Here is an 18,634-nt window from a genome sequence, read left to right as displayed (position 1 = left end):
ACCCCCACCCGTTCCAACACCCGTACCGCTGGAATATTCAATGAATTCGCCAGGGCCGATCGCACCCGCACAGGCCCCTGGAACGTCTCACTGTAATCCGTTGGGCTATAAAGCTGCGCCCCCGGAATCGCGTAATGGGTTGGCACATCCGCCAGGATTGTATTCGGCGCGATCACCCCCTGCTCTAGGGCCAATTGATACAGAAATGGCTTCAACGTTGACCCCGGTTGCCGTAGGGCTTGTACGCCATCATTGCGACCGAGATCATCAGTATCAAAATAGTTGGGCGACCCGACATAGGCCAGGACATCCCCCGTGTGGTTATCAATGACGATCGCGGCGGCATGGCGGACATTCTGGGGGGCAAGCCCCTGCACTAACTGCCGCACCTGGGTTTCAACGAATTCCTGGAGCGGACGATCGAGGGTGGTCCGAATCACCCCTGTAGGAGGCCGATCGGGACGCTGTTCAATCTGATCAGTCACCCAAAAGAGAAAATGGGGGGCGGCTAGAAGGCCCTGCTGGCGATCGTGGAGACGGATGGTTTCAGCATAGGCATGGTCAGCCTCGGTGAAGGTGATGTGACCCGTCGCCACTAGGCGATCGAGAACATAGCGCTGCCGTTGTTTCAGGCGTGCCCAATTGCTGTAGGGATTGAGCGCCGTCGGATCATTGGGGAGTGCAGCCAACAAACTGGCTTGGGCCAGATTCAGATCTGCTGCTGGTACCCCCAGGTACAACCGGGCTGCGGCCTCCACACCGTAGACATTGCCTCCCATCGGCAACCGATTGATGTAGGCATGCAAAATCTCATCCCGGTTCATGCCAGCGGCCAGTCGCCAGGCGATCCAGATTTCCTGAAGTTTGCCCACGGGGGTACGCGGTGTCGGGTGGATCATCCGGGCCAGTTGCATCGTAATGGTTGAGGCTCCGCTGACAATTCGCCGTGCTTGGACGGCCTGCGCGATCGCCCGTGCCAAGGCCCACACATCCACCGGCCCATGCTGGTAAAAGTCACTATCTTCAGCAGCAAGAATGGCCTGGATGAATTGGGGCGACACCTGATTCAGGAGCACACCCATCGTGTGGTCCTGATCGCGGCTGAGTAGGGTCCCTAGCGGGAGACCCTGGCGATCGCTCAATACCCACGCCTGAGGGTCCTGGGCTATGTCGCTTGCCTGGATCGGCATCAGGTAGGGGACCCCTCGTACGATGACCAGCCCCAGGGTCAGGCCACCTAGGCTGAGATGGAGCCACCGGGGCCACGATCGCACCCACCCGGTTAACTGAAGGCCGCGATCGACAACTCGTGTGATCAGCGAGGAAAGAAAAAGCTTAGCCACTTGCGCAACTGTCCCGGAAGTAAATGACTAAAACGGTTGAAAGCTACGGATGAGGACACCCTTGATCAGGACTCTTGCAAAAGTGAACCCGTGGGCAAACCCATCCGGATAGTCGTCAGCAACACTGAAAACATCAAGTGCAGCTACCCCAGGTGCTTCTATGGAAATCCTCGCTTTTGGCCATGTCGTTGGCACACACCCCTGGCAATCCTTGGCTATGCCCGAGCGGCCCCCGTCCCTATCCACAGCTAGCCAGCCGCAACCCACGCAAGCTATCCCGACCAACTACCCCCCGCCGGAGCCTGCTACCCCTATGCTTGAGTCGAGTGCCATGTTGACCAATCCCGTTATGGTTGTGGTTCTACCCCTATTTTGACCGATCGCAATCAGTGCCCGATCACTATCGGGCTGGATACTTAACTTCACTGGCTATGGTCACGCCCAGTGGTAAGCCGCGATCGCAAGCCCATCCAGGCAACGATAGGGCGATCGGAGAAGCTATCCGTTACAACTCAGCTTTTCCTGTGTCCTAACAGGTTTCTCCTGTAGGTCAGTGAGTCAGGAGAGAACAACGATGCCCGGTGAATGCCGGGTCTTTTTTTGGGACTGATTGGCTGGGGGGCATCCCAGTCGGGCCGGACACCTCCCAGCCCTGTTCCCCTCGTGACCACAGAGGCAACGAGGACATATTTTAAAAAACATCCTCGAAGGACAATTGTCTTTACAGCAAGTCCCTAACCGCCGGCCACCGCTGGCACAATGCTGACCTCATCCCCGTCATTTAATGAGGTTGCAATGCCATCCAAAAAGCGAATGTCTTCGCTATTCACATAGATATTCAAAAATCGGCGCGGTTTACCAGCTTCATCACAAATCCGTGCCTTAATGCCGGGGCAATGACTCTCTAAAGAGTCCAGCAATTCCGCTACACTGGCCCCGCTACAGTCAACTGTAGCCTGGTTATTCGTGAAATTTTGCAGGGGTGTTGGAATCAGAACTTTAACAGCCATAGGAATCGAATCTTGAACTCAAACACTTAAATGCAAACAATAGAGAAGAAGGGGGGCACTGCCCCCCCACGGTAACCCACTGTACTCAGGTTAGACCAAAACTTGCTGCCACTCCAGCCGATCAAGGGTGCGGGCACGCTCCAGCGCTCGCTCGAAACTTTCCAACTTAGGGTCGATCGTCAGGGGTTCGCCAATATAACCCTGAACGGCTTCCTGGGTCTTGAGGCCATTGCCGGTAATAAAGGCAACGGTGGTTTCATCTGGATCGATCTTGCCGGCTTCCACCAGTTTCTTCAGGACCGCGATCGTCGTCCCACCTGCGGTTTCGGTAAAGATGCCCTCGGTTTCCGCTAGCAGCTTAATCCCGTCAACAATTTCGACATCTGTGACCGATTCAATCGCGCCATTCGTCTTTTGGGCCTGTTCTACTGCGTAAACCCCATCGGCAGGATTGCCAATGGCAATGGACTTCGCGATCGTGCTGGGCTTGACGGGCGTAATGAAGTCACGACCCTCGCGCCATGCTTGGGCGATCGGGGAACAGCCTTCCGCCTGAGCACCGCTGCACCGCACCGCCTTTTCGTCCACCAGCCCCACCTTAATCAGTTCTTGGAAACCCTTGTAGATCTTGGTATAGAGGGAGCCAGAAGCCAGGGGAGCCACAATATGATCGGGTAGTTGCCATCCCAGTTGTTCGGCAACTTCATAGCCTAAGGTCTTGGAGCCTTCCGAGTAGTAGGGCCGTAGGTTGATATTCACAAAGCCCCAGCCGTGGGTATTCGCGACTTCCGAACACAGGCGATTGACCTGATCGTAATTCCCTTGTACCGCCATCACTGTGGGACCGTAGATCAGTGTCCCCAGCACTTTCCCCGCTTCCAGGTCAGCGGGGATAAACACGCAGCAGTCTAACCCGGCATGGGCCGCGATCGCTGCCGTCGAATTCGCCAAATTCCCCGTACTGGCGCAGGACACCGTCGTGAACCCTAATTCCTGTGCCCGTGTTAGCGCTACGGAGACCACCCGATCCTTGAAGCTGAGGGTGGGCATATTAACCGCGTCGTTTTTGAGATAAAGCTTTTTCAAACCCAGGCGACGGGCTAGGCGATGGGCTTGAACGAGGGGGGTCATGCCCGTGCCGACATCGATCGGGGTATCGGTTTCTACGGGCAGGAAGGGCCGATAGCGCCAGATCGAGTTGGGACCCGCTTGAATCGTTTCCCGCGTGACCACCTGCCGCAACCGCGCGTAGTCATAGGTCACTTCTAGGGGACCAAAGCACAGTTCACATACGTGGATCGCTTTGGCTTCATATTCGGCACCACACTCCTTACAGCGTAACCCTTCAAAATAGGCAGTCCGATGGGTGTGGGCAGGGCGAGCAACGGCTTGGGGCATGACTAGGGGGTCCTTTGACGCGTCAACTGGGGAATTGTGAACCAGAAATAATCTCGCAATCTCGCAATGCTTTATCTCGACTCGCATGTTACCACATCGTCAAATCCTACGTCAAATATACCCGACTATTTTTATCGGGATTAGGATATTCAGGACAAGTGCCCCGTTACTGGCCGAGTGTCAGACTTGGCCCTGAAGGGTCTGTCCAGCCTGATTTTGTATAGCCATTGTCAGTTAGGTTAGGACAAGGGGCTTAAGCCCCTTGTCGATTGCAGCTTTTGAAATGTCCTAATGAGCGTGACTACTGCGATGGCTTGGAGCCAACATCGTGCGCGCCAACACGGCCAGTCAGTGTGCTGACTCGACCAACCGATAACCCATTCCTTGAGACAGGGCAGACGATTAGGGAACGGTTACTGAATGAAGCAAGCGATCGACGATGCCCTGGGCCTTGCGTCCCCCGGCGGGGATGAGGCGATGGGCCAGCACATAGGGGGCTAAAAACTTCACGTCATCCGGCAGGGCAAACTCACGGCCCGCCAAAAAAGCCAATGCTTGGGTCGATCGCTGCAAGGCTACGGCCCCACGGGGACTCACCCCCAGGGTAATCTCCTCATCTTCCCGTGTCGATCGCACCAGGTTGAGGATATATTGCTGCACACTTTCTTCGACCTTGACCTGACGTACCGCCTGTTGCAATGCTTCGACTTCCTCCAGGGTGATGCAGGGGGTGAGGTCCTCAACGGTGACGCCTGCCTGCCAATGCTTTAACATTTCTAGCTCTTCGGCTTCGGTGGGATAGCCCAGGGATAGGGAGAGCATAAAGCGATCCATTTGGGCCTCTGGGAGGGGGAAGGTACCCTGGTATTCGATCGGGTTTTGGGTGGCAATCACAAAAAAAGGATGGGGCACTCGTCGCGAAACCCCATCGACTGTCACCTGCTGTTCTTCCATCACCTCCAGTAACGCCGACTGGGTGCGGGGAGTCGCCCGGTTGATTTCATCGGCCAGGAGCACATTGGTGAAAATCGGCCCTGGTAAAAACTTAAACTCGCCACTCTGCTGGTTCCAAACATTGGTCCCGGTCATATCCGTCGGCAAGAGATCAGGAGTACACTGAATGCGTTGGAACTTGCCCGCGATCGACTTGGCCAGGGACTTGGCCAGCAGGGTTTTCCCGACCCCTGGAACATCCTCCAGCAAGGCATGCCCCCCTGACAGGAGCGCGACCAGCACCAAGCGAATCGAATCAGTCTTGCCAACGATCGTGCGATTCAAGTTCGCCGTCAGTTGCTCAATGCGCTCTCTCATAGGAAATCTGATCCCGAAAATCAACAATAAACAATCCACCAGAAACCCGCCAGCCAGAAACCGTCGATGCGAACCAGTGATTCAGGTGCAGTGGGACGCTGGTAGGGCCGACCGAGATCCGGGTGGGCATCGCGGCAACCCCCATTCCTCCATCCGACCCGCTCAGGCCGCTGGCCCCAGCAGCATCGCCCGAGCTGCTTGACAATCCGCATGAATCTGAGCACTCAGATCCGCCACACTGCCAAAGCGTTGCTCTGGACGCAGGAATGCCTCCAGGTCCACCCGCAGGGTTTGGCCATAGAGATCCCCAGACCAATCTAACAAATGCACCTCGATCGTTTGTTGCTGACCGCCTATGGTTGGCCGACACCCAATATTCATCACCCCCGCTTGCCGCTGGGCCTGGGGCAATGGCTCCCCGATCGCCGTCGCCGGACACACCCAAACGCTGTAAACCCCCCGTCGGGGTAAGAACTTGGTGGTATCGACTTGAAGATTGGCCGTTGGGAACCCCAGGGTTCGCCCCAGTTGCTGGCCCGGAACCACCCTACCCCACAGGTGATAGGGTCGCCCCAGTAAACGGTTAGCCTGGGGAATGTCGCCCGCCTCTAGGGCTGTCCGGATCATGGAGCTACTGATGCGCTGTTCCTGGGAGGTTTGGTTGGGCACGATGGTCACGTTCACGCCATACTTAGCTGCCAACTGGCGCAGATCCAGGGCTGTCCCTGCCCGCTGACACCCAAAGCGAAAATCTTCACCAACGCTAATATGGCGGGCCTGGAGGCGCTGGATCAAAATCGTTTCCACAAAATCCGCCGGGGCGAGGCTGGCGAGGTGGCGATCGAAGGGCAATAGCACCAGTTGGGCCACCCCCAGTGCTTGCAACAGCAAGCGTTTTTCCGCCAACGGGGTGAGCAAGGGGCGATCGACTTGGCTAAAAAAGGCTTGGGGATGGGGATCAAAGGTAACTACAGTTGGATAGGGTTGCTGGGCGATCGCACCCTGGCTATCGTTGACCGGATGCCAGTCCGGCGCTACACCGAGGGTTAACCCCACATCTTCATTCACCGCCGTCGTTTGGCGTAGGGGCTGCCGGGGTAAAACGGGGCGGATCACCTGGCAATGCCCACGATGAACGCCATCGAAGTTCCCAAGGGCGATTGCCGTCGGCGTTAAAATCGTAGTCAGTGACGCAGTAACCCACACGCTTTACAGTTTGACACAAATGGGGGGCACTGCTCAGGAGGTTTCAACCGTTAGCCGCTCGATCTGCGGATGTACCGCCGCGCGTGAGGGAGCTAACCGGATCTCCAGCCCTTCCCGTGCCATCAACGTATTCGGGAAATGTTTCGCCGCCAGATGGCCAACCCGATCCAGGAACTCATCATTATGTAGGGGATCATGGTGGAAGATAACCAACTGCTCCACCTGGGCGGCCTCCGCTACCCGAATGGCCTCCTGCCAAGTGGAATGCCCCCAACCGACTTTGCTGGTTTTTTCCGAGTAGTATTCTTCATCGGTATAGGTGGCATCGTAGATCAGAACATCGGCACGACGGGCCAGCTTAATCACATTCTCATCCAATAGGTTGGGGAAATGTTCAGTATCCGTGGCATAGGCCACCGCATGATCGCGCCAATTGACTCGATAGCCGACGGCTTCACCGGGATGGTTTAGGAGAGCACTTTCCACGCGCACCTCATCAATCTGAATGGTTTCGCCCACGTCAATGTCGTGGAACTGCAACTCTGCCCCCATCGCCCGCAAGGGCACGGGAAAATTGGGGTGTAACATCTGATCAATCAGGCGTTGCTCGATCGTGACGTTATTGGGAGCCTTTGCCCCGTAGATATGGAAGCGGTTACCCTTGATAAAGGCAGGGACAAAGAAGGGAAAGCCCTGAATGTGGTCCCAGTGGGAGTGGGTGAAGAACATATGCGCTTCCACGGGCATCTGCCGCAGTAATTCCTGACCGAGAACCCGTAACCCGGTTCCCCCGTCAAAAATCAAGCGATGTCCCCCAACGCGCATTTCCACACAGGGGGTGTTACCACCGTAACGAACTGTCTCAGGACCTGGACAGGGTATACTCCCCCTGACGCCCCAGAAGTGAACTGAGAAGTGATCTCGCATGTCAATCATGGGTGTTATTGCAGGATTTCCTCAGGGCTTGGTTGCAAAGCTCATTATTATCCTCACTCGCCAAACCTGGGATGTAGATCGCGGATCAGATCCGTTTGAATAGCGATGAAGACTGTCTCTGGAGCTTCCATCACAATCCGGAGCCATTCTTAGGGAACTTAGCAGATGCTAGCACCCAAACTAACACAAGTCTGGGGGTTGGGGATATCCCACTTGCGTGGTTGTCTTGCTCCCATCATATAGCAATTTCCAGGGTGCAGATCCGGGAACGGACGAATTTTTCCCATTGGGGTGGGGGCCGATCGCTAATTGCTCTCAAAAGTGGCCCCCGGGGGTGACCAGGAGAGCTGTTTTCTAAAGTGGGGCAGCGTGGTTTGGAGGAGGTCAAATTGGCTTGGCAGGGTGAGATCGAGGCTCAAGGGGGTGAGGGTGATGTAGTGCTGCGCGATCGCCCGGACATCGATCGGCAGGTTGGCCAAGGCTGCCGTCTGTTGGGAGGCCATCTCCTGCTCTTCGATGATTTCACCTGCCAGCCAATAATAGGTTTTCCCCCTCGGATCAAGCCGTTTCTCGAATAAGTTGCGATAGCGCCGCTTACACTGGCGGGCGATCGTCACCCCGGCAATCTGATCCGCTGGGACGGCGGGAATATTGACGTTGAGCAGCAGTGCCTCTGGTAAGGGGTGGGTCTGGAGGGCGTGGAGCAGGGAAAGGGCAAAGTAGGCCGCTGGCTGAAAGGGATGATTGGCCGGGTGTTCCGAAGCCGCGATCACGGTTTCTGGGTGGGTATAGTTGGCCAGACTCAGGGCTATGCTGGGAATATCCCCTTCAATGACCCCCTCCATTGCTGCCGACACGGTGCCAGAGTAGAGAATATCGGTGCCTAAGTTCGCGCCGTGATTAATCCCTGACAAAACGAAGTCGGGTAATGGATCACACAGGGCACCGATTGCTAGTTTCACACAGTCAGAGGGGGTGCCGGAACAGGCCCAGGCCGTTACCGCCGGATGGAAAATTGACTCAATGATTTCAGCACGAATGGGTTTATGCAGGGTGAGGCCGTGTCCCGTGGCCGATCGTTCGCGATCGGGACAGACCACCATGACCTCATGGCCTGCTGCTGCTAGGGTATTGGCGAGGATGCGAATGCCCATTGCAAAAATGCCATCGTCGTTACTGATTAATAAGCGCATACAGAATCGAAGTTTCTCTGGTGGAGGAGCGATCGAAATTTATGGGCACCTCGAAAAATATTAATCTTACGCTTACAAGCAACGCAATTTCGTCGGTTGAGGCAGTTGAACGGCCCCGATCCCCAATTAATTGAGGTGCCCTGCCCTTATTTATTGTGCGGGATTGATTGCCAGTTATTCCTGGGGCGGGGCGGCCGCTTGGGCTTGGCGACGTTCTTGTAATTTCAGCAGAATTTCAGCATGAACTTCCCGTGTGAGGGGGTAAAAGTAAGCCAGGATCAGGCCCAGGATCAGGTAGATCGCAGGCAGGGGACCGATCGCAATCCGGATGGCTTGCAGGGCGCTCTCCGGTTGTACGCTCAGGGTACCCTGGTAACCGGACCATTCCAAGGCCTGCCCCACGAGAAACAATCCCAGGCCGCGCCCAATTTTTTGCAGTAGGGAGATGAGGCCATAGAAAATGCCTTCTCGCCGCTGTCCCGTTTGCAGTTCATCCAGTTCGATCACATCGGGCACCATCGACCAGGGGATCAGGTAAGCGGTGGAGACCCCCACCCCCGCCAGGACGCCCAAAAACAGCATTATCCCCGTCTGACCCGGTTGCAGGGCAAACAAACCCAATTGGGCCAACAGCCAACAGCCCATCCCCAGGCCATAGACCAGCTTTTTCCCGGTGCGCCGACTGACCTGGTTCCAGACAAACAACATGACCAGAGCCGTTCCCTGGACGGCCAAAATCGTCAACCCGGTCCAGGTATTCGGTAGCCCCATCCAAAAGCGAATGTAAACCGGAATAATGCTGGCTGTGACCTGAACGGCCAGCCAGGAAAACAGGTAGATGCCGACTACAAATAGGTAGGGGCGATTGCGCAGGGCTACCTGAAATTGGCGCAGAATTGGCAGGGATTCGCTCGTGTGGGTGTAGCGTTCACGGGTGCCCCAAAAACACCAGAATAGGGGAATGACCGCCAGAACGGCCCAGAAGAGGCTGGCGACGAACCAGCCCAAGGGGGGATTGTCTGCAAAGCGATCGAGAATGATGGGATGCAGGACGCCGGATAGCAAACTGCCCCCGATCGAGAAGGCAAAGCGGAAATTATTCAGACTGGTGCGCTCGTCGTAATCCTGGGTGAGTTCGGGGGTGAGGGCCGTATAGGGCAGGTTAACGGCGGTATAGAAGGTGTTAAACAGGAGCGCGATCACAAGATAATAGGCCACCAGCCAACCGGTTTGGCCGGGAAAGGGCACTAGCCATTGGGCAATAAAGGTCAGCCCAAAGGGAATTGCCCCGAATAAAATCCAGGGCCGTCGGCGTCCCCAGCGCGTCTGGGTGCGATCGGTTAATATCCCCACCATTGGGTCATTAATCGCATCCCAAAGATTGCCAATCAACAAAATACTGCCCGCGATCCCCGCCGGTAGTCCGGCCACCTCCGTCAGAAAAATAAATAGGAAAAAGATCAGAATATTGGCCGTGATCGCGGGTCCCAGATCCCCGGCTCCATAGGCCAATTTAGTACTCAGGCTGAGTTTTTCGGCGGGGGGGAGGGGGTCAGAACGGACCGGGGATGAAGATTCAGGCATGATGATGGGTCAGCAAGGGAAAGGGGGGAGTGGTTCTCGTAGATCCTGGCCCGATCCCACATCAGCGGTTGTACCTGGAAGACCCGTTGACAGACCGGGGAGAATAGGGGGACGAGGAGCGAGGAGTGTGGCACGAGTTGAACGATCGTAACCTTAACCGATACGACGACCCACGGGGGCATTCTAGTGCCCAACGGGGGTCCCTATGCCCATCTCCCTGTGCTAATCTCCCTACGAGCATCCGCCCTACGCAGACCTGCTGCCAACTGCCATGTCAAATTTCTACGTGTCTTGGTCGGACTACTACCGCACGATCGAAGCTCTAGCCATCCAGATCTACCAGTCCCAATGGGAGTTTAACCAAATTGTGTGCCTCGCCAAGGGCGGCTTGCGCGTGGGGGATATTCTTGCGCGCCTCTTCCGGCAACCCCTCGCGATTTTGGCAACGGCCTCCTATGGGGGGCCTAACAATCAGGTGCGTGGCTCGATTACCTTTGGTCGCGACCTGACGATGACCACGGCCAATTTGGGCAGTCGGGTGTTAATCGTCGATGACCTGGTTGATTCGGGGATCACGTTACAAAAAACCGTAATCTGGCTCGATCGCCAGTATGGTTTCTATATCGACGAGATGCGCACGGCTGTGCTGTGGTACAAGCACTGCTCTGTGATCAAGCCTGACTACTATGTCCAAGACTTTGCCGACAATCCCTGGATTCACCAGCCCTTTGAACCCTATGAGACCCTGACTGTGGCTGAATTAGCCACCACCCTGGAACCCCCCAGCGATCGCATGGCCTGACCTCTCACCCGGCCAACTGCCTCGCTCTTTATGAACTTCCGTGAAAACGCTGTTGAGGTTCATCAAGAGATCTGTCTAATCTGTAATGAGGATTCCATCCAGTCCCGGCTTAGTTGGCTGTGTCGAGTCATTAAGCAGGGTATTTAATTACCAGGTAATCGGGTTATCGGTTTCATCAGGGGTTAGTCGCACACAGGGGTAACGATTACAGGCGATCGGTCGCCGACAGGGCGTCAGATTAGTTGATGAGCTGTTTATGAGCTAGCCAATCCTCGTGGCAGGGCAGGACGAAACAACGCCAACGCCTAAAACAGGCTGATGGTGGTGCTTCAATGTCCCCAACAGCTCCTTGTCTGCGATCCCACCTGTAGCCTGTGTTTGAGACGATGTTCGACAGGGTGCACGGTATCAGCGTCTTTAGTGCGTTCAAACCGACAAAGATGCTATTAAGCTAATAAAACAGAAATTCTGGGGTTTGCCATGCCTAGTGCTGTTTCCAATGCCGTGACCAGCGATCTCAAAAACGAGACCCTGCAATTACTGCGCGAGTATCAAACCTCGCCCTCGCCCGAATTGCGGAACCGGTTAACCTATCTGAATTATGGGTTAGTGCGCCGGGAGGCCCATCACTGGCTCAACCAATGCACGGAAAGCTACGAAGATCTGGTGCAGGTTGGGTGTATCGGCCTGATGCGGGCGATCGAACGGTTTGATATGGCACGGGGCCATGCCTTTAGCTCCTTTGCGATCCCCTACATTCGGGGCGAGATTCAGCACTACCTGCGGGATCGGGGCACTCCCATGCGTATTCCCCGCCGCTGGGTGGCCCTGCAACGACAGGCCGTCTGGGTGACCCAAGCCTTGCAGCAAGACCTAGGACGCCATCCCAGCGATGCGGAAATTGCTGAGGCCCTAGAGATCAGTCTGGCCGAATGGCAGGAGATCAAATTGGCCAAGCAGAACCGCGCCCTGCTCAGCCTGGATGCGCCTGTGCGCGATGAAGTGGAAGGGGCCACATCCCTGGGCGATCTAATTCCCGATCATCGGTGTCGCAGTTTCCAACTGGCCCAAGAAGATCGGATTCGCCTCCAGCAGGCATTAGCCAAGATCGAAGAACGTACCCGTGATGTGTTGGAATTTGTCTTTCTCTACGATCTAACCCAGAAGGAAACCGCTGAACGGCTAGGGGTCAGTTCCGTCACCGTGTCGCGCCATGTCAAGCGCGGCCTGGAAGCCTTGAAGAAAATTATGAAGGGTGCGGATGACTAACCCCATTATCTCAGTCTAGAATCGTCTATAGTAACTGGTTTTTACAACCTGTCAAGGGCTTCGTTCCCAAGGGCTTCCCCCGGTGCTGGGCATGGCTATTCCGGCAGCTTCAGGTGGGTGAGCGGAGCATTAGGTTGCCGAAAACCATTCTAGACGTTTCATCTGGGAGAAGAGTGGTTATGCGTTCACACCGTGTGGCATCGGGGCTGGTTGGCGGGTTGGCATTGCTGACGATCGCGGCCTGTACCCCCATCGAAGAGATCCCCGACGAAACTGCGACGGCTAGCCCTTCCCCTACGGCTCCACCTGCCGTTCCGGCCCCGGCCCCGGCCGCCTCTGGGGCCCCTTTTGCTGAGCCAGTTGTGGCCCCTGCCAGCCCAGGCATTGAGGGGTTGGTCCCCGTTGTCAATCCGGTTGAACGCCTGAAGCAGATCCGCTCAGGGCGAACCGATCCCTTTGCGAGTACCCAAACTGTTGGGATTCAGGTTTCCGTCACGCAACCCCCGGAACCTCTGGTTCCCCCCGTCCCGCCGCCAGACGGGGGAGGAACGGCCCCAACGCCTCCTCCCTTTCCGACCCCTGGCACCCCTGGGTTCCCGGGTGCACCCGGTGGGGTTAGCCCCTTTCCGACGGCTCCACCGGGTCCCCAACCGGATTTGGCGAGAGCGGTTGAGGTTACGGGGGTTGTGCAGGTGGGGGATGTTCCCCGTGCGATTATTCAGGCCCCCAACGAAGCCACTAGCCGCTATGTGGTGGCTGGGCAACGGGTTGCCAACGGCAGGGTGTTGGTGAAGCATATTGAGGCCAACCAGTTTCCGAGTCCTGTGGTGATCCTGGAAGAACACGGGATTGAGGTGATTAAGGCGGTTGGAGAGACGGCTGAAACGGCTGAAACGGCTGGCTGAGGTCTGTCTTTCTTTGGAATGATCCCTGTTAGCGATCGCCCGCCCAATTTGTCCCATGCTCCTAAGGGCTGGAAAGCTTGTGCTGTCTGGCTTTGCCATTGGTGTTGGCTAGGATTTTAGTCACAAAACTTAAAATTACGAGTGCGTTAGAGGACCGGTCAGGATAGTACGCTTGAGAACAACTAAGTCGTTGCTTAACGGGTTGGTTAACGTTTTGAATCATATATAAGGAAAGCACTCATGGTTCAGCGTGGTTCTAAGGTCCGGATTCTCCGCAAAGAGTCGTACTGGTACAACGATGTGGGTACGGTGGTCTCAGTAGACACCAGCGGTATCCGCTATCCGGTGATTGTTCGCTTCGACGGGGTGAACTACAACGGCTTCAGTGGCAGTGCTGGTGGCGTGAACACCAACAACTTTGCTGAAAACGAACTCGTCGAAGTTTCTGCCCCCAAGGGTAAGAAATAAGCTGTGCCCGAACTGCCTGAGGTTGAGACCGTTAAGCGGGGCCTCAATCAGGTAACGCGGGAGCAGGTCATTGTTGGGGGGGCGGTTTTCCTGGAACGGACGATCGCCTCTCCGGCGTCTGGAGCCGAATTTTTGCAGGGGATCACGGGCTGTACGATCGTGAATTGGCAGCGACGTGGCAAGTATCTCCTTGGTCAATTGGTGCGTCTGGCCGCATCCCCAACGGCGGTACCTTTGGCAACCGCACCCTGCACAAGGGTAGCCCGACCTGGGACCCTGCCCCCTGCCCCCCCTCGCGCCGCATCGTCACCCGCGACCTGGGGACTAGCCACACTGCCGACCTCAACGCCGATCGCGGCTGGTTGGTTGGGGGTTCATCTACGCATGACTGGGCAATTACTCTGGGTGGCCAGTGCTGAGCCGTTGCCGACCCATACCCGTGTGCGTTTTACCTTTGCCAATGGCCGAGATCTCCGCTTTGTGGATAGTCGTACCTTTGGCCGGATATGGTGGGTACCGCCCGATCGCCCGCCGGAGTCGTGCATAACGGGGTTACAAGCCTTGGGACCAGAGCCGTTTTCCTCGGACTTTAGTGTTGCCTATCTCCAGCAGCAGTTCCGGGGTCGGCAACGGCCAATCAAAAGTGCCCTCCTGGATCAAACCCTCCTGGCCGGTGTGGGCAATATCTATGCGGATGAGGCGCTTTTTATCAGTGGTATTCATCCCACGACCCCCTGTGCCCGTCTTCAGCCGGAGCAGCTCGATCGCTTGCGGACGGCGATCGTGGCCGTTCTAGAGGCGTCGATTGCGGCGGGTGGAACAACGATTAGCGATTTTCGCAGTGTGGCGGGGGTGAACGGTAATTACGGGGGTGAGGCTAGGGTCTATGGACGGACGGGGCAGGGCTGTCGGGTGTGTGGCACCCCTATTCAACGCATTCGTCTAGCGGGGCGATCGAGCCACTTTTGTCCGGTCTGCCAACGCTGAAGAAACGGCATCGGATAGTTATTCCAGATGGGGAAGCGGGGTTGGGACACGCTGAAAAATTAAATTTTTATGACATCGCCGGGAGAACCCTTTACAGAAGTTTGCGCTATAGTCGCTGGTACTAACAGATATCACACGTTTGTTTACACTCAAACCCCAATAAGACTCTTATTTAGGGTGGGTTTATCCTCATTTACCTGTGATCCCTCATGGGTCAAATTTCATAATTGGGCATGGCGAAAAAACTCGGTTGCCTTACAGTCAAGATACAGACGGCATTAGCGCGATCGCACCCCAGGTTTTTCTACGATAAACAATGCGTCTATCCGTTTTTCGCATCCAAAAGTTATCAAATCTGAACTCACTTTATATTTAGTCATCAAAGTATAACAAAAGTCATCTTTTTGGTATCAAGAGTTTATGTTCAGACGATAGTTTTTTGGGTAGTATCTTGGTATACAAATTTGAATGGTTTTTGAGATTTTTAACGACTCTTCACACACACCGCTTCCCGCACGCTTTGCCTGTACTCCAGTATTTCCCCTTTTCGCCCTAGTCGATCAATTGACCTACTGTGATAACACATCATCCAACTTCGACAATCCACCTTTGACAATCCACCTTTGACAGCCCACCTTTGACAATCCACCTTTGACAACTCAACTTCGACAACCTAACTTTAGTAACTAAACTTTGCCACATTTGTGCTTGGCACGATCGTCTTCAATAACACCTTTTAAGAACACTTTCTGAGAACATATTGGCTACGGCCTGCTCACATAGCGCAATTTCTGGGTTTCGGACGCTACACATTATTTGGGAGAAGTTCCTATGACACCGACGAAAGAAGCTAAACCCCCTCGATCAGGACGCTACGCAGAACTATCGATGCAGGTGTTGGAGCAAGCCTATAACCAGGATGATAAACCGTTGGTGAAGAAGCGCTTAGAAAGTTCAGTCCTCTTGAATAAAAATTGCTATGGTCTGGATAAATTGGGATTGCGGAACCTGGGACAGGTTTATCGAAACCTTTCAGTTTCGGAACTGATTGAACATGCATTGCTGCGGGGGGAAGGGGTACTGGCGGCCAATGGAGCTTTGTGTGTGAGGACGGGCAAGTATACCGGACGATCGCCCAATGATAAATTCATTGTCGATGAACCCAGTAGTCGTGAGGAGATCCACTGGAATAACCTCAATGTACCGATTTCCGAAGAACACTTTGATCGGCTTTTTCGACGGATTCGCTCCTATATCCAGGGGCGGGATTTGTATATTTTTGATGGTTATGTGGGGGCTGATCCGATCTATCGGACTGGGGTACGAATTATTACTGAAATGGCATCGGAAAATCTGTTTGCCCATCAACTGTTCCTGCGGCCTACGACAGAAGAATTGGTTAACCACCATGCCGATTTCACTGTAATTGCGGTACCTGGTCTCCACGGCGAACCCGAAGATGATGGCATTAACAGCGAAGCCTTTATTGTTATTAACTTTGCCAAGAAGATTGTGATTATTGGAGGATCACGCTATGCGGGTGAGATCAAAAAATCCGTCTTTTCATTGATGAACTACTTCATGACCAAGCGTAATGTGTTACCCATGCACTGTTCCGCTAACATGGATGCAGACGGCACTACAGCCCTCTTCTTTGGCCTGTCAGGCACGGGTAAAACTACGTTATCGGCTGATCCCGATCGCTTCTTGATTGGCGATGATGAACACGGTTGGTCAGAGGAAGGGATCTTCAACTTTGAAGGCGGCTGTTATGCTAAGACGATTCACCTATCGGCAGAAAATGAACCGGATATTTGGCATGCGATTCGTTTTGGCGCGATGATGGAAAATGTTGTCCTTAATTCTGGCGATCGTACCCCTGATTATGAGGACGGTAGTCTGACGGAAAATACACGGGTTGCTTACCCGATCGACTATATTCGCAACTGTGTAATTCCCAGTATTGGTGGTCATCCCAAGGCAGTCATCTTCCTGACGGCGGATGCTTTTGGGGTATTGCCGCCGATCGCGAAATTAACCAGTGCCCAGGCGATGTACCACTTCCTGTCGGGTTATACCAGCAAGCTCGCAGGAACGGAGCGGGGGATTACGGAACCCAAGGCTACCTTCTCGGCTTGCTTTGGCAAACCTTTCCTGCCATTGCCCGCGACGGTTTATGCGGAAATGTTAGGCGAACGGCTACGCAAACATCAGGCGAAAGCCGCTGTCTATCTGGTGAATACGGGCTGGACTGGGGGTCCCTATGGTATTGGCAAACGCATTCCTATTAAGTACACACGGGCAATGATTGCAGCGGCTCTGAATGGCGATCTCGATCGGGTCACGTACCACCTTGATCCCATTTTCAAGGTGTTAGTTCCGGACGCGGTCCCGGGGGTACCAGCCGTGATTCTGAGTCCGCGTACAACCTGGAGTGATCCAGATGCTTACGATGCGCAAGCGCAGGATCTGGCCCGTCGTTTTGTAAACAACTTCAAGCAATTCCAAACTGCCCGCCAAGAACTGATTGATGCGGGTCCCAATCCCAACTAACTTGCCTGGCTACTGGCTCTCCCCCCTGAGGGGATGGTTTCGGCTTGGCTAACAACGATGTCTTTTACCGTCACCCTTGTCCCGCACTTTATCTGGGAATGAGGGTGTTTTTCTGTTATGTGAATCCTATCTACAGCACTTCCATAGAGCGGGAACGGCTGTATCAGAATCTTCAGTATTTTGTAGGTGATTTGCGATTGCAGGTGACTTGCTAACGATAGGGGTATTTTAGCCAGTTTTTCCGATCACACCTCCAGAAGAGCTTGGCCATTATTGCGCTGGGTTCTCTAGACTTCCTCAGCAGGGGTAGCGATGTACCTCATCTGTTCGCCTGAACCCTGAATTCGCCTTCAACAAATGCGCGGCAACTGTTCCCCACTAAACCGGGTCACTACCCGACTCACGCCAATTTGACTGGTGAGGGTGACAAGGGCTGGACTTGCAGGACCAACGACTTCCCCAATCTGCTGGGCATTGCCCCCTGGTGCGTGTTCCCGGAGGATGGCCACTGCCCGATCGGCCTCTGCCTCTGGGACAAAAGCCACAAAGCGCCCCTCATTCGCCACATAGAGGGGGTCAAGGCCCAGAAACTCACAGGCCCCCCGCACGTCCTCTTGGACTGGAATCTGGCGCTCATCGATCGCTAACGGCAAGCCTGCGGCTTCGGCAATTTCCACCAGGGCACTCGCTAACCCGCCACGGGTGAGATCTCGCAAGCAATGGACTGTGATTCCCGCCTGCAATAAGGCTTGTACGGGGGTTGCTAAGGGTGCACAGTCGCTCAGAATCGGGCTTTCAAAACTGAGGCCCTCCCGCACCGCCATAATCGCCATCCCATGCCGCCCCAGATCGCCACTGAGCACGATCGCATCCCCCGGTTGCACGTGATGGGGGGCAATATTAATGGTTTCTGACTCGATGACGCCGATCCCCGTGGTGTTAATGAAAAGGCCATCGCCCTTGCCGCGATCGACAACCTTCGTATCGCCCGTGACCAATTGCACCCCCGTTTCCTGCGCCGCTGCCTGCAGCGACTGCACCACCTGGGCCAGGGTTGCCATTGGCAATCCTTCCTCTAGGATCAGCCCCACACTCAGGTAGCAGGGACGGGCACCACACATGGCCAAATCATTCACGGTGCCATACACCGCCAACTTGCCAATATCCCCCCCTGGGAAGAATAGGGGGTGCACGACATAGGAATCGGTGGTAAAGGCTAAGCGTTCCCCCGGTGTGGCAAAAACGGCTCCATCCTGGCGGGTATTCAGCCATTCGTTGTTGAATGCCGGTAGAAACATCTGCTCAATTAACTGGGCCATGAGACTGCCGCCACCGCCGTGGGCCAGTTGCACTGTGGCGCGATCGGTCTGGGGAAGGGGACAGTTCAGGTTAGCCGGGTTGGGGGAAGTATGCATACGGGCTGAGGTTCATGGATTGCGGGGAGGTGGGCAGGAGCCAAGCGACGATCGGTAGCCGCAGGCGCATCAGCAGTTCAAATCACTATCATCAAGAATAATTTTGTCAAGCGCTTGACAATAAACTTAACAATGCGTTACATTGTGTAACAACAGGACAGACAACACCCCTTACTCACAGAGGCAACAACGATGTATACCACCCAACTCGACAACGGCATTCTCAACAACTACGCTAAAGAGCCGGAAATGTA

General features: G+C 55.0%; 16 protein-coding genes. 7 read left to right on the top strand and 9 right to left on the bottom strand.

The window, feature by feature from the left end; all coding sequences use genetic code 11:
• Window positions 1–1,343: transglycosylase domain-containing protein (locus ACWIUF_RS11800; RefSeq protein WP_448572570.1), on the bottom strand; the 1,343-nt coding region annotated here is incomplete at its 3' end.
• 160 nt (window positions 1,344–1,503) lie between these two features.
• Between ACWIUF_RS11800 and ACWIUF_RS11795 the strand changes: the two genes are divergently transcribed.
• Window positions 1,504–1,719 (top strand): hypothetical protein, encoded by a 216-nt coding sequence (locus tag ACWIUF_RS11795; RefSeq protein ID WP_448572569.1) that lies wholly within the window; start codon window positions 1,504–1,506, stop codon window positions 1,717–1,719.
• 358 nt (window positions 1,720–2,077) lie between these two features.
• Here the strand turns inward: ACWIUF_RS11795 and ACWIUF_RS11790 are convergent, their stop codons facing one another.
• The 7 genes from ACWIUF_RS11790 to ACWIUF_RS11760 all read right to left on the bottom strand — a co-directional run bounded on the left by ACWIUF_RS11790 (window position 2,078) and on the right by ACWIUF_RS11760 (window position 9,981).
• Entirely contained in the window at window positions 2,078–2,353 is a 276-nt protein-coding gene (locus ACWIUF_RS11790) for a MoaD/ThiS family protein (RefSeq protein WP_448572567.1), read from the bottom strand.
• A gap of 90 nt (window positions 2,354–2,443) precedes the next feature.
• Window positions 2,444–3,751 (bottom strand): threonine synthase, encoded by a 1,308-nt coding sequence (thrC, locus tag ACWIUF_RS11785; RefSeq protein ID WP_448572566.1) that lies wholly within the window; start codon window positions 3,749–3,751, stop codon window positions 2,444–2,446.
• A 402-nt stretch (window positions 3,752–4,153) separates the two neighbouring features.
• Window positions 4,154–5,062 (bottom strand): AAA family ATPase, encoded by a 909-nt coding sequence (locus ACWIUF_RS11780; RefSeq protein WP_448572565.1) that lies wholly within the window; start codon window positions 5,060–5,062, stop codon window positions 4,154–4,156.
• Between the two features lie 162 nt (window positions 5,063–5,224).
• Window positions 5,225–6,268 carry a bifunctional riboflavin kinase/FAD synthetase gene (locus ACWIUF_RS11775; protein WP_448572564.1) on the bottom strand — a complete coding sequence of 348 codons (1,044 nt, stop codon included), beginning with the start codon at window positions 6,266–6,268 and terminating at the stop codon, window positions 5,225–5,227.
• A 33-nt stretch (window positions 6,269–6,301) separates the two neighbouring features.
• Entirely contained in the window at window positions 6,302–7,093 is a 792-nt protein-coding gene (locus ACWIUF_RS11770; protein ID WP_448572571.1) for an MBL fold metallo-hydrolase, read from the bottom strand.
• Window positions 7,094–7,509: 416 nt separating this feature from the next.
• Complete coding sequence (gene surE, locus ACWIUF_RS11765; protein WP_448572563.1) at window positions 7,510–8,397, bottom strand: 5'/3'-nucleotidase SurE; 888 nt, start codon at window positions 8,395–8,397, stop codon at window positions 7,510–7,512.
• 174 nt (window positions 8,398–8,571) lie between these two features.
• The gene (locus tag ACWIUF_RS11760) at window positions 8,572–9,981 is read right to left on the bottom strand and encodes an MFS transporter (RefSeq protein ID WP_448572561.1); all 1,410 of its coding nucleotides are present in this window, start codon (window positions 9,979–9,981) and stop codon (window positions 8,572–8,574) included.
• Window positions 9,982–10,252: 271 nt separating this feature from the next.
• On the opposite strand from ACWIUF_RS11760, the gene ACWIUF_RS11755 reads away from it, so the two are divergent.
• The 6 genes from ACWIUF_RS11755 to pckA all read left to right on the top strand — a co-directional run bounded on the left by ACWIUF_RS11755 (window position 10,253) and on the right by pckA (window position 16,965).
• The gene (locus ACWIUF_RS11755; RefSeq protein ID WP_448572560.1) at window positions 10,253–10,783 is read left to right on the top strand and encodes a phosphoribosyltransferase; all 531 of its coding nucleotides are present in this window, start codon (window positions 10,253–10,255) and stop codon (window positions 10,781–10,783) included.
• Between the two features lie 480 nt (window positions 10,784–11,263).
• A complete protein-coding gene (locus ACWIUF_RS11750) occupies window positions 11,264–12,052 on the top strand; it encodes an RNA polymerase sigma factor SigF (RefSeq protein ID WP_448572559.1) in 789 nt (262 codons plus the stop codon).
• 179 nt (window positions 12,053–12,231) lie between these two features.
• Window positions 12,232–12,957 carry a hypothetical protein gene (locus ACWIUF_RS11745; protein WP_448572558.1) on the top strand — a complete coding sequence of 242 codons (726 nt, stop codon included), beginning with the start codon at window positions 12,232–12,234 and terminating at the stop codon, window positions 12,955–12,957.
• 240 nt (window positions 12,958–13,197) lie between these two features.
• Window positions 13,198–13,425, top strand: coding sequence for a photosystem I reaction center subunit IV (locus tag ACWIUF_RS11740; RefSeq protein WP_448572557.1), 228 nt, complete (start codon window positions 13,198–13,200; stop codon window positions 13,423–13,425).
• Between the two features lie 3 nt (window positions 13,426–13,428).
• A complete protein-coding gene (locus tag ACWIUF_RS11735) occupies window positions 13,429–14,412 on the top strand; it encodes a DNA-formamidopyrimidine glycosylase (RefSeq protein WP_448572556.1) in 984 nt (327 codons plus the stop codon).
• 831 nt (window positions 14,413–15,243) lie between these two features.
• Window positions 15,244–16,965 (top strand): phosphoenolpyruvate carboxykinase (ATP), encoded by a 1,722-nt coding sequence (gene pckA / locus ACWIUF_RS11730; RefSeq protein ID WP_448572555.1) that lies wholly within the window; start codon window positions 15,244–15,246, stop codon window positions 16,963–16,965.
• A gap of 350 nt (window positions 16,966–17,315) precedes the next feature.
• Here the strand turns inward: pckA and hypE are convergent, their stop codons facing one another.
• Entirely contained in the window at window positions 17,316–18,380 is a 1,065-nt protein-coding gene (hypE, locus tag ACWIUF_RS11725; protein WP_448572554.1) for a hydrogenase expression/formation protein HypE, read from the bottom strand.
• Window positions 18,381–18,634 lie beyond the last annotated feature (254 nt).

Source organism: Trichothermofontia sp. (assembly GCF_053493415.1).
This window is presented reverse-complemented; position numbering and strand designations above follow the sequence as displayed.

What these genes read in the sequence shown, in the direction of transcription:
- thrC (WP_448572566.1), bottom strand. Translation starts at nt 3,751, where the DNA reads ATGCCCCAAGCCGTTGCTCGCCCTGCCCACACCCATCGGACTGCCTAT.
- ACWIUF_RS11790 (WP_448572567.1), bottom strand. Translation starts at nt 2,353, where the DNA reads ATGGCTGTTAAAGTTCTGATTCCAACACCCCTGCAAAATTTCACGAAT.
- ACWIUF_RS11745 (WP_448572558.1), top strand. Translation starts at nt 12,232, where the DNA reads ATGCGTTCACACCGTGTGGCATCGGGGCTGGTTGGCGGGTTGGCATTG.
- ACWIUF_RS11750 (WP_448572559.1), top strand. Translation starts at nt 11,264, where the DNA reads ATGCCTAGTGCTGTTTCCAATGCCGTGACCAGCGATCTCAAAAACGAG.
- hypE (WP_448572554.1), bottom strand. Translation starts at nt 18,380, where the DNA reads ATGCATACTTCCCCCAACCCGGCTAACCTGAACTGTCCCCTTCCCCAG.
- ACWIUF_RS11780 (WP_448572565.1), bottom strand. Translation starts at nt 5,062, where the DNA reads ATGAGAGAGCGCATTGAGCAACTGACGGCGAACTTGAATCGCACGATC.
- surE (WP_448572563.1), bottom strand. Translation starts at nt 8,397, where the DNA reads ATGCGCTTATTAATCAGTAACGACGATGGCATTTTTGCAATGGGCATT.
- ACWIUF_RS11795 (WP_448572569.1), top strand. Translation starts at nt 1,504, where the DNA reads ATGGAAATCCTCGCTTTTGGCCATGTCGTTGGCACACACCCCTGGCAA.
- ACWIUF_RS11740 (WP_448572557.1), top strand. Translation starts at nt 13,198, where the DNA reads ATGGTTCAGCGTGGTTCTAAGGTCCGGATTCTCCGCAAAGAGTCGTAC.
- ACWIUF_RS11760 (WP_448572561.1), bottom strand. Translation starts at nt 9,981, where the DNA reads ATGCCTGAATCTTCATCCCCGGTCCGTTCTGACCCCCTCCCCCCCGCC.
- ACWIUF_RS11755 (WP_448572560.1), top strand. Translation starts at nt 10,253, where the DNA reads ATGTCAAATTTCTACGTGTCTTGGTCGGACTACTACCGCACGATCGAA.
- pckA (WP_448572555.1), top strand. Translation starts at nt 15,244, where the DNA reads ATGACACCGACGAAAGAAGCTAAACCCCCTCGATCAGGACGCTACGCA.
- ACWIUF_RS11770 (WP_448572571.1), bottom strand. Translation starts at nt 7,093, where the DNA reads ATGCGCGTTGGGGGACATCGCTTGATTTTTGACGGGGGAACCGGGTTA.